General features: G+C 73.6%; 10 protein-coding genes. 2 read left to right on the top strand and 8 right to left on the bottom strand.

What is annotated here, in order from left to right; genetic code table 11:
* The 5 genes from C1I95_RS13540 to C1I95_RS13520 form a co-directional block, all read right to left on the bottom strand.
* On the bottom strand, nt 1–904 hold a 904-nt coding region (locus tag C1I95_RS13540; protein ID WP_111214172.1), incomplete at its 3' end, for a pirin family protein.
* Between the two features lie 85 nt (nt 905–989).
* A complete protein-coding gene (locus tag C1I95_RS13535; RefSeq protein WP_233513646.1) occupies nt 990–1,931 on the bottom strand; it encodes a hypothetical protein in 942 nt (313 codons plus the stop codon).
* 148 nt (nt 1,932–2,079) lie between these two features.
* Nucleotides 2,080–2,697 (bottom strand): hypothetical protein, encoded by a 618-nt coding sequence (locus C1I95_RS13530; protein WP_111214170.1) that lies wholly within the window; start codon nt 2,695–2,697, stop codon nt 2,080–2,082.
* Nucleotides 2,698–2,709: 12 nt separating this feature from the next.
* The gene (locus C1I95_RS13525; RefSeq protein ID WP_111214169.1) at nt 2,710–4,494 is read right to left on the bottom strand and encodes a DUF4012 domain-containing protein; all 1,785 of its coding nucleotides are present in this window, start codon (nt 4,492–4,494) and stop codon (nt 2,710–2,712) included.
* 84 nt (nt 4,495–4,578) lie between these two features.
* Nucleotides 4,579–5,832, bottom strand: coding sequence for a glycosyltransferase family 4 protein (locus C1I95_RS13520; RefSeq protein ID WP_111214168.1), 1,254 nt, complete (start codon nt 5,830–5,832; stop codon nt 4,579–4,581).
* Nucleotides 5,833–5,994: 162 nt separating this feature from the next.
* On the opposite strand from C1I95_RS13520, the gene C1I95_RS13515 reads away from it, so the two are divergent.
* On the top strand, nt 5,995–6,549 hold the full coding sequence (locus C1I95_RS13515) for an arsenate reductase/protein-tyrosine-phosphatase family protein (protein ID WP_111214167.1): 555 nt from the start codon (nt 5,995–5,997) through the stop codon (nt 6,547–6,549).
* On the opposite strand, the gene C1I95_RS13510 is transcribed toward C1I95_RS13515, so the two are convergent.
* Nucleotides 6,530–7,993 carry a tyrosine-protein kinase domain-containing protein gene (locus C1I95_RS13510; RefSeq protein WP_111214166.1) on the bottom strand — a complete coding sequence of 488 codons (1,464 nt, stop codon included), beginning with the start codon at nt 7,991–7,993 and terminating at the stop codon, nt 6,530–6,532. The genes C1I95_RS13515 and C1I95_RS13510 overlap by 20 nt on opposite strands.
* 367 nt (nt 7,994–8,360) lie before the next feature.
* Here C1I95_RS13510 and nhaA point away from each other — a divergent pair, with 367 nt between their 5' ends.
* A complete protein-coding gene (gene nhaA / locus C1I95_RS13505) occupies nt 8,361–9,689 on the top strand; it encodes a Na+/H+ antiporter NhaA (protein WP_111214165.1) in 1,329 nt (442 codons plus the stop codon).
* Between the two features lie 18 nt (nt 9,690–9,707).
* On the opposite strand, the gene C1I95_RS35795 is transcribed toward nhaA, so the two are convergent.
* Both C1I95_RS35795 and C1I95_RS13495 read right to left on the bottom strand, forming a co-directional pair.
* Nucleotides 9,708–10,001, bottom strand: coding sequence for a DUF1622 domain-containing protein (locus C1I95_RS35795; protein ID WP_199523735.1), 294 nt, complete (start codon nt 9,999–10,001; stop codon nt 9,708–9,710).
* Nucleotides 9,998–10,360, bottom strand: coding sequence for a DUF1622 domain-containing protein (locus tag C1I95_RS13495; RefSeq protein ID WP_111214164.1), 363 nt, complete (start codon nt 10,358–10,360; stop codon nt 9,998–10,000). Before C1I95_RS13495 ends, C1I95_RS35795 begins: the two co-directional genes overlap by 4 nt.
* Between the last annotated feature and the right edge of the window lie 38 nt (nt 10,361–10,398).

The following is a 10,398-nucleotide window of genomic DNA, read 5'->3' as shown; positions in this document are numbered from 1 at the left end:
GCGGCGGATCCGGGTCGGCGGCGACCACGCCGAACCGCCGCCCGGCCATCCAGTCCTCCCGGGCGGCCGCGATCTCCTCATGGCTGCGGCCGACGAAGTTCCACCACATCACCAGCGGCTCGTCGAACGGGGTGCCGCCGAGCAGCATCAGCCGGGTGCCGGGCTCGCCGCGCACGGTGAACGCGTCCCGGCCGGCGCCGAGCCAGAGCAGCGCCCCGGGCGCGAGGGGCACGCCGTCGACCTCGGCGGCACCGTCGAGGGCGAGCAACGCGTACTCGAAGTCGCGCCGCAGCGGCAGCCCCACCGGCCCCGGGCCGGCCAGCGCCAACTGTGCGCCGAGCAGCGGGGTGTACACCCGGGCCGGCGAGCGCTCGCCGGCGAGTTCCCCGACCAGCAGGGTGACGTCCAGGTCGCCGTCGCGCCACCGGGGCAGCTCGGCGTGGTGGGCGAAGTCGGCCGCGCCGGCCCGGGCCGGATCCGGCAGCGCCACCCACAGTTGCAGACCGTGCATCAGCGGCGGGTGGACGGTCGGGGACCGCTCGGAATGCGCGATGCCGTGACCGGAGGTCATCACGTTCAGCTGCCCCGGGCGGATCGACTGCACGCTGCCGAGGCTGTCGCGGTGCAGGATCTCGCCGTCGAGCAGCCAGGTCACGGTCTGCAAGCCGGTGTGCGGATGCGGCGGCACCTCCATGCCCGGCCGCTGGGCCACGTCGTCGGGACCGAAGTGGTCGACGAAGCACCAGGCCCCGACCATCCGGCGGGTCCGCTGGGGCAGCAGCCGGCGCACCGTGGTGTAGCGGCCCAACGGCACGTCGTGGCCCGGCAGCAGCACGCTACCCGGATCGGCGGTGGCCACGCCGGGCGGCCGGGTCTGCGCGGGCATCGACTCGGTTGGCTCCACGGGCCGACTGTACGCCCGATCCGGCCGCCCACTCAGCCACTGCGCGCAGGCCCGAGCGGCCGCCCGCGTACCCGCACCGCAGCCCTCAGCCGGGGCGTACGGTCAGCACGTTCACGCCGGCGACCAGGTCCAGGAAGATCCGGTCGGCGGACCGGTCCCAGCCCGGCGAGCCGAGCACCGTGCCCGCGGCGACCCCGTCGCGGCGCTCGTCGTACAGCACGATGGCGCCGGCACCGGCGGCCGCCCGGACCCGCACCGGCCGGCCACCGGCGACCGTGACGTCGAACACGTTGACTCCGCCGGTCACCCGCACCACGACCGCACCGTCGACCGGGGGCAGGCGCAGCTCCGTACGGGTGGCGCCACCGGCGAGTTCCAGCCCGGACAGCCGGGCCGAGCTGAGGTCGAGGCGTCGTTCGGTGGCCCCACCGGTGATCCGCACCGCCCAGGAGACCCGGGCGTTGAGCAGCACCTCGACCGCGCCCGGCGCGTCCCTGGTCCGTTCCATCCGCAGCCGCACCAGGTCGCCGGCCAGTTCCGGGCGCGGCCGGGCGCCGGACTCGGCCGGGCTGCCGATCCGGTACAGCTCCTCCCCCAGGTCCACCACCCGCAGGTCGAACCGGGTCACCCCGTCGACCAGTTCGAAGGCGGCCTGCGGCCGGCCGTCACGGGGTGCGGACCCGGCCTCCTCGCGGCTCTCCACGGCGGCCCGCGCCGCCCCGCCCAGCCCGTTGGTCCCGCCCGGCTCGGCCGGCCCGGTGGCAGCCGGGGCCACCGGCTGCCCGCCGCCGGTGAAGACCAGGCCGAGCCGGTGCGGGTCGGAGAGGATCACCGCCACGGCGGCGGCACCGAGCGCCAGCACCAGGATCGCGGCGGCGGCCAGCAACCGCGCGCCGACCGACCAGGTCGGCCTGGCCGGTGGCACCGCGTCGCGGCCGGCGGACGGCTCCGCCGACACCTCCATCCGGGGCGGCGGAGCCGGCTCCGGGCGTGTCCGACAGTTCCCGTCCCGCTCCGAACCGGCCATGCCCGTCCCCTTCCACGGTCCCCTGCCAGCAGGTACGTACCGGAGAGCGGGACGGATCAGTCGGACCGCCGACAAGGACCGGATCGCGTCGTGGGCCGGCACCACGAACGGGTACCGGTGCTTTCCGGGCCCTGCCCGGCGTGCTGGCTCAGTGCGTGCCACCCGCACCGAGGCGGTTGCGCCGCCGCCAGAGCATCGTGCCGAGCAGCAGGACCACGCCCGTGGCGACGAGCCCGCCACCGACCTTCATCGGGGTGTCCAGGCTGCTGCCGGTGACCGGCAGGTGCGGCTTCTTCTTGGGCAGCACCCGCAGTTCGGTCGAGGCGGTGCGGCCGGAGTCCCGGCCGGTCGCGGTGAAGGTGAGCAGGCCGGTCTCCGAGGGCGTGTACCGGCGGGTGAAGACGCCGTCCCGGTCAGCCCGGACGCTCATCGGAGCGCTGGCCTGGAAGGCCACCGGTGCCATGGCGACGGTGCTGCCGTCGCTGCGGACCGTGCCGACGGCCGGCGCGGCCAGCGGCGTCCTCGAGATCTCGATGTCCACCCATTCCCGGGTGACGAAGTTACGACCGGTGAGGACGATCGACTCGCCGAGGTAGATGGTCGGCCGGTTCACCGTCAGCGAGGCGAGGACCGGCGTGTACGGCGGTGGCTGGGGCGTATCGGAGACTGTGGGCGCCGGCTGCGGCTGCGCCGCCCCCGCCGCGGTCGGCACGGCCATCACGGCCAGACCGACCGTGAGCGCCATGATGATGCGGGATAGCCGCATGGTGGTTCCCTTCTACTGAGAACAGCTTGGTGCGGTAACAACTTGGGTGGTCCATGGGGTGGCGGTCGGGGTCAGCCACAGTTCGGCGGCGCCGCTGCCCGTCTTGCCGGTCAGCAGGGACATCTCCAGCGTTCGGGTCCCTCCCGGGCCGACCTCCACGTTCACCGTGGCCACCTGCCGGCGCCGCTCGGTGCCCGTACCCACCGACGTCTCGGCACCGTCGAGGCGGGTGTCCAGGACCGCCCCGCCGGCCGGGGCGTACACCGAGACGAGGGTCCGCACGGTGTACGGATCCCCCGCCTGCCCCAGGCCGAGGACCGACTTGCTGAGCCCGGACGCCGGCGCGGTGGACCGGAGGGTCACCCGCAGACTCAGTTCCCGACGGCCGTCCGGCTGGCAGTCGCCGACCGTCAGGTCGGCGGTCTGCCGGAGGTAGTAACCGAGCTTCGCGCCGCTGCCGTCGTTGAGGAACACGCCGACCATCGGCACGGTGTCCTGTTCCGGAAGCGCCCCGGCCATCCGGCTGTCGCCGAAAGTCCGCTGCTCCTCCGGACGGGCACTCCAGAACAATATCCGACGTTCTTGTATAGAACGGTCAAATACGGACAATAACCCATTCGGGTTGACATTCCTCGCGAACAAGGCGTCGAAGACCGTGGCCGCCGCGGCGGCGAAGAAGGTGTCCTGTTCCTTCTCACCCATCCGCTGATAGGTGTCGCTGAGCAGGGTTCTGACCGCGTTCTCGGCGGTCAGCGACACACCGCCGGGCACCCGTACCGGCCCGGTGGCCTGCAACAGGTACGACAGCACCACCGGGTCGACGGCGAGCACCCCGTCAACGGTCGCGCCGCTGTGCCGGCGGTACATCTCCCGGTACAGCGCGGCGGCGGTCGGAAAGTGCGGGCTGAGGTTGACGTCCGCCGGGTACATGCCGGGCAGGTCGCCCCAGAGCGCGCGCAGCTCGGCCGAGATCTTCAGCGGCTTGGCGAAGCGCCCCATGCTCCCGCTGGCACCCTGCGCACCCATCTTCATCCGGCCCCGCTCCGCCTCGATCACGGCGTACGCGCCGAACATGCCGCCGGTGGCGCGCAGCTCGGCGGAGTTCTGCGAGACCAGCAGATACCGTCGCGGGCCGTCCGCACCGAGCAACGGCGGCAGCAGCCGGCTGGCCCGGTCGACCGCCGAGGTCATCGCCGCCAACCCGTCGATCTCGCCGCGCAGGTCCTCCAGCGCCCGCCGGACCTGGCCGACGAGCCGATCGCCGGGCACCTCGGCCAGGTCTGTCCGGGTCCGCTGCACCGAGGCGTCCACCTTGCCCAGCTCGGCGCTGACGACCCGCAGCCCGGCCAGGTCCAGCCGCCCCTCGCGGGGCACCAGGCCACCGAGGTCGACCCGCAACAGCGCGGGGAACGCCTGGCGCGCCAGGTCGTCTATCGCGATGGCGATCTGACGGACCGCGGAGAGGTTGGCACCCGCGTACGGCGCCTGCCGGCCCAACCACCAGCCGGGGTCCTCGGTGGCCCGCCGGGCCGCGCCGGACTGCACCTGCAGGGCGGCGAGGGTCCGCTGCGCCCGCGCGGTGTCCCCGCCGACCAGTTGGGCGCTCAGCTCACCGGCCAACCCGGCGGCGTTGACCAGGTGGGCGCGAGCCTGCCAGCCCCGGAACCCCACCCAGCCGGCGACGCCGAGCAGCAGCGAGCCGACCACCAGCGTGCTGAGCAGGATGCGGCGCAGCCGGGCGCGCCGACGCCGGCGGGACCGGCTGCGCCGCCGGCGCGGACTCTCGCTCTCCGTCACACCCACACTCCACTCCTCGAAAACGGACAGAAGGCACCATTGTTCCTAGCACCTAACGACCGCTTTAGCGGAGTAATGACGGGTTCAGGCGATATGCGAGTCTGGCTCGCGGCGCGCGGCCCGGCCCGGGCCGGTGGACACCGCCTCCCGCAGCAGCTGCTCGATCCGGTCCACCCCGGCCGGCAGCGACATGTCCCGCAGGTACGCCTCCCGGCCGCGCCGGCCCATCTCGACCCGCGCCGGCGGCGGAATGTGGGCCGCCAGCCAGAACCGGTCGGCCAGGCTGGCCCAGTCCTCCGGCGGGCAGGACAGCCCCGCCCGGGCGCGCTCGACCAGGGCGGCGGTGTCGCCACCGGCCGAGGCCACCACCGGCGCGCCGCACGACAGCGCCGCCTGGAGCTTGCCCGGCACGGAGCTGCGCAGCGCCGGCAGGTCACGCAACATGACCAGCTGGTAGTCGGCGGCGGCGAACAGTTCGGGCATGTCCAACGGCGAACGCCGTTCGACGAACCGCACGTTGTCGGCCCGCAGCTCGGCGGCGAGCCCCCGCACCCGCCGCTCGTCCGCGCCCGAACCCACCAGGACCAGGTCCATGGTCTTGTCCAGGGCCGCCGCCGCCCGGATCGCCGTCTCCAGCCCCTGCCGGGCCCCGATGGTGCCGGCGTGCATCACCACGCACCGCTCGTCGCGGCGGACCAGCCGGCGCGCGGCCGGGCTGGCCGCCGCCGGCCGGAAGATCCGCTCGTCGGTCCAGTTGAGCACCACCCGTACCCGGTCCGCGTCGGCGCCGACCGCGACGACCGCGTCGCGCAGCGACGGCGCGGTCACCGCGACCGCGCTGGCCGCCCGGTAGGTGCGGGTCATGGCCGCCCGGACCCGGGCCGCCCACCGCCCGTCGTCGGTGCCGTCCGGTCCCGCCTCGGCCCACACGTCCGGCACGTGCAGGACGACCGGCTTCCGCCCGAGCAGCCGCAGCAGGGTCGCCGAGGCGAACGCCGCGGCCGGCGGCTGGTGCACGTACAGCACGTCGATGTCGGCGAAGAGACGGCGGCCGACCAACGCCGCGCTGCCGGCGAAGGAGAGCCAGGAGGCGACCCGGCCACGCACGCCGGCGTCGCCGGTGCTGTACCGGGGCACCCGCCGCACGGTCAGCCCTCGGCTACGGGTCTCGTGGTGCCAGCGCTGACGCCAGCCCGGGTAGACGTGCCCACCGGGGTAGTCGGGAAAGCCGGTGAGCACCCGCACCTCGTGGCCGCGCGCGGCCAGTTCCTCGGCCAGGCTGCCGGGAATGAACGCCGGTTCCGGCGGAAAGTGGTAGGTCAGTATTCCGATCCGCACCGGGACACCTCCGTCCCGGCCTGCCGGTCCGGCGCGGCGCCCGGGACGGCGGGCGCAACGGCTGCGTACGATGCCGGCAACCCCTCCCGGGGCGGACGCCGCCGGCGGCCGTCCCCCGTCGCGGCGCTGCCGCCCGCGACCGCGTCGTCGAGGAGATGCCACATGATCAACGGGGTGCTGTTCGTCTGCCACGCCAACCTGTGCCGGTCACCGATGGCCGAGTACGCCGCCCGCCGCCTGCTCACCGGACGGCCGGTCTCGGTGGCCAGCGCCGGCACCGACGCCGTCGAGGGCCTGGCCATGCATCCGTACGCCGCGGAGATCGCCGCCGAGACCGGCGAGGATCCGGCGGAGTTCCGCAGCCGGCGGCTCCGGCCCGACCACCTCACCGACGCGGTGCTGGTGCTGACCGCCACCCGACGCCAACGGTCGATCTGCACCGCGCTGGCGCCGGTGGCGCTGCACCGGACGTTCACGCTGCGCCAGTTCAGCCGGCTCGCCGCGGCGGTCGAGCCGCCGGTGGAGGACCAGGACGATCCGCTCCAGTCCGCGGTGACGGCCGCCGCGCTGGCCCGGGGGCGGCTGCAACCCGCCCCCGGGGACGCTGACGACCTGCGGGATCCGGTCGGTGGCACGCCCGAAGACTTCCGGCGTTGCGCGGAGGAGATCGAACGGTCCCTGCGCCCGCTGGCCGCGCTCATCGGGACAGCCGGGTGAGTTCCTGGGTGTGGGTGCCCACGTCGCCGGCGCGGGTGCGCTCGGCGTGCCGGCCGGCCGAGGCCCGGTCCGCCGGCACCGACGGGTTCGCCGCCGCGGCCACCACCCGGTACGCCTCGTACTGGTAGGCCTCGGCCTTGGGTACCCGGGCCATGTTCAGCACGCAGCCGAGCAACCGCACCGACACCGAGTGCAGTGCCCGGGCCGCCGCGGCCACCTGCGCCCGTGAGGTACGCCCTTGCTGGGTGACCAGCAGGGCGCCATCGGCCTGCACGGCGACCACCACGCCGTCGGTGACCGCGAGCAGCGGCGCGGTGTCGATGATGACGATGTCGGCGGACTCGCGCAGGGCCACCAGCAGGTCCGACATCGCCTTCGAGCCGAGCAGCTCGCTCGGGTTGGGTGGGCTCGACCCGCTGGGCAGCACGAGCAGGGACTTGTCGCCCCACCGTTGCACCACGTCGCCGACGTGCACGTCGCCGACGAGCACGTCGGTCAGCCCGACCCCGGAGTCGATGCCCAGGTAGTCGCCGACCTTGGGCCGCCGCAGGTCGGCGTCGACCAGCAGGACCCGCCAGCCCGCCTCGGCCAGGGCGATCGCCAGGTTGCAGGACAGGGTGGTCTTGCCCTCCCCTTGCAGAGCGCTGGTGACGGCGATGACCCGGGCCGGCTCGTGCACGTCGACGAAGCGCAGGTTGGTCCGGAGTTTGCGGACCGCCTCGGCCCGGGCGGAGGTCGCGGCGTCGCCGACGATCAGCGGGGCCGATCGCGCGGTGCTGTCGATCGGGATCTCGCCGAGCAGCGGGCTGCCGGTAACCCGCTGCAGGCCGGCGGCGTCGCGCAGCCGGACGTCGGCCATGCCGCGCAGGATCGCCAGGCCCACGCCGGCCAGCAGGCCGAGCAGGGCGCCGATGGCGGTGTTGCGGATCGGCTGCGGCGAGACCGGGGTGGGGCTGACCCGGGGCCCGCTGACGATCTCGATCTTGATCGGTCCGGCGCTGCCGTCCGGCTTGGTCTCGACCTTCTGGACCAGCTCGACGAACTTCGCCGAGAGCGCCTCGGTGACCCGCAGCGCCCGGGTCTGGTCGGTGTCGGTCACCGACGCCCGCAGCAGGACCGTGCCCGCCTCGGTGGAGGTGCTGATCCGGCTCTGGATCTCCTCGGCGGTCAGCCCCAGCTGACCCTGGGCCACCGCGGCCTGCGCCAACCGGTCGCTGGTCAACAACTCGGCGTACGACTTCACCCGCTGCTGGAGGAAGAGGCCACCCTGGTAGGCGTCGGTGACGCCCTGGCTCGGCGTGGTGACGAAGAAGGTGACCGAGGCGACGTAACGGGGCTGGGCCCGGACGGTGACCAGCGCGGTCACGCCGAGGGCCACCATGAGCGTGACCAGGACGATCCACCAGTGCCGGCGCACCAGGCGTAGTTGGCGGTACAGGTCCATCAGGCGGGCCTCCGTACCGGGCCGGCAACGCCAAAGAACTTCACGAAAACCCCCAAGGTCGACTTAATCTCGTGAAACCATTAAAGCGGCTCATACCACTTATGTCCGGAGTTAGGGGTTTTCCTCGGCAGAGGATCGCGCCCGGAATGACCAACCGGACCGACGGTCCGTCGGAATCGCTTCCGGCCCGGAAAATTGCGGTTCCTCCGCCGGGGTACGGCCGGCCGGCCGCCGCGATGTGGGCAGAGTCGTGTCCACCCCTGCTCCCGACGGCCGACGGCGGTGGATAGAGTCGTGGACGGTGTGCCGGGAAGTCTGGTCGGCGGCGATGCCGTGCTACCCCTGACCGACGAAGTGGACCACACGCATGACCGACCACATCCCCCGTCCCGAGCACCGCGGCGTCCGCCGGCTCTTCGCGCGTACCTCCTGGCCGGAGGCCCGGTTCGTGGCCGACGTGCTGCGCACCGAGACGGTCGGCGGCGCGCTGCTGCTGCTCGGCGCGGTGATCGCGCTGGTCTGGGCGAACTCACCCTGGGGCGACACCTACGCGGAGTTGGGCCGGTGGGTGCCCTGGTCCGGCGGCTCGGCGCTACATCTCGACCTCGACCTCGCCACCTGGGCCGCCGACGGTCTGCTGGCCATCTTCTTCTTCGTGGTCGGTCTGGAACTCAAGCGGGAGTTCGTCGCCGGCGAACTGCGCGACCCGCGCCGCGCGGCGTTGCCGGTGGTGGCGGCGATGGGCGGCATGCTGCTACCAGCGCTGATCTACCTGGGGGTCAACCTCGCCGGTGGCGGCGAGGGGCTGCGCGGCTGGGCAATCCCCACCGCCACCGACATCGCCTTCGCGCTGGCCGTGCTGGCCCTGATCGGGGCCTACCTGCCGCAGGGCCTGCGGGCCTTCCTGCTCACCCTGGCCGTGGTCGACGACCTGCTCGCGATCACCATCATCGCGGTCTTCTACACCGACCACTTCAGCCTGCTCCCGCTGCTCGGGGCCGTGCTGCCGATCGCGCTGTTCGGCCTGCTGGTGCAGCGCCGCCGCACCTGGTGGTGGGCGCTCATCCCGCTCGCGCTCGTCGCCTGGACCCTGGTGCACGCCTCCGGAGTGCACGCCACGGTGGCGGGTGTGCTGCTGGGCTTCACCGTGCCGGTGCTCGCTGGCACGGGTCGCGACGGCCGCACCGTGCCCGGCCTCGCCGAGCACCTGGAGCACAGGTGGCGGCCCATCTCGGCCGGCTTCGCCGTTCCGGCCTTCGCGTTCTTCGCCGCCGGGGTGTCGCTGCGCGGCGCCGACCTGGGCGCGGTGGTCACCGACCCGATCGTCCTCGGCATCGTGCTCGGTCTGGTCGTCGGCAAGTGCGTCGGCATCCTCGGTTCGACCTTCCTGCTGGCCCGGTTCACCCGCGCCCAGCTGGACGAGGACATCACCTGGCCGGATCTGCTCGGCGTGTCGTTGCTGGCCGGCATCGGTTTCACCGTCTCACTGCTGATCGGCGAGCTGGCCTTCGGCTCGGACGGCGTCGAAGGCGCCAACGTGAAGGCAGCGGTGCTCACCGGTTCGCTGATCTCGGCCCTGCTCGCCACCGTGGTACTGGTCCGACGCAACGCCGCCTACCGGGCGATCGCGCTGAAGGAGCAGGTCGACCTCGACCGGGACGGCGTGCCGGACGTCTACCAGCGGCCCGGTGGCTGACCGGCGCCGCCGTCGCGGTCACGGCCCGGACGCCCGGCCGAGCTGCTCGGCCGGGCGTCCCGCCTCCGTCGACCGCCACCGCCGGTAGTCCTGCAACAGCGCGGACCGGAGCACCAGGCGCAGCACCACGATCGCCGCGACCGCGGCGAGGTCCGGCCAGCTCTGGTTCCCGGTCAGCCGCAGCAGGCCGGCGGCGAGGAGCATGTCGAGCAGCACCCGCAGGGCCGTCGGCCACGATCCGGTGGCGACCAGCGCGACCGCCGCGGCGAGCGCGCCGAGCACCGTGACGACGGCGGACAGGGTCGCCGTCACCGGGACCGCCCCTTCTCACCGACCTGCCGCTGCTCACGCTCGATCTCCCGGCCGAGGACGTAGTTCAGCGCGGTCCGGATCGCGGCGATGGCGGCGAGCTGGCCGATCTGCGCGAAGGTCGGCGACAACGCGGTACGCAGGATGTCCGCCGCCAGCTGGAACTCCAGCCCCAGGGTGAGGAACCGCCCCAGGGACAACCGGATCCGGGTGAACACGGTGGCGTCCCGGAACCGCAGCCCGTCGACCACGAACCGCGCCGCGGCCCAGCCGGCTCCCACGACGATCACCAACGCGCCGACCAGCTCCACCGCGGTCACCACGAACTGGTGGCCGCGGTGGAGGATCACCTCGACGTCCACCCCGGCGCCTTACCCGGCCGCTACCCGGGTAGTCGGCG

This window comes from Micromonospora craterilacus (genome assembly GCF_003236315.1).
GTDB classification, from domain to species: Bacteria; Actinomycetota; Actinomycetes; order Mycobacteriales; family Micromonosporaceae; genus Micromonospora; species Micromonospora craterilacus.
This window is presented reverse-complemented; position numbering and strand designations above follow the sequence as displayed.

What these genes read in the sequence shown, in the direction of transcription:
- C1I95_RS13535 (WP_233513646.1), bottom strand. Translation starts at nt 1,931, where the DNA reads ATGGCCGGTTCGGAGCGGGACGGGAACTGTCGGACACGCCCGGAGCCG.
- C1I95_RS13530 (WP_111214170.1), bottom strand. Translation starts at nt 2,697, where the DNA reads ATGCGGCTATCCCGCATCATCATGGCGCTCACGGTCGGTCTGGCCGTG.
- C1I95_RS13515 (WP_111214167.1), top strand. Translation starts at nt 5,995, where the DNA reads ATGATCAACGGGGTGCTGTTCGTCTGCCACGCCAACCTGTGCCGGTCA.
- C1I95_RS13510 (WP_111214166.1), bottom strand. Translation starts at nt 7,993, where the DNA reads ATGGACCTGTACCGCCAACTACGCCTGGTGCGCCGGCACTGGTGGATC.
- nhaA (WP_111214165.1), top strand. Translation starts at nt 8,361, where the DNA reads ATGACCGACCACATCCCCCGTCCCGAGCACCGCGGCGTCCGCCGGCTC.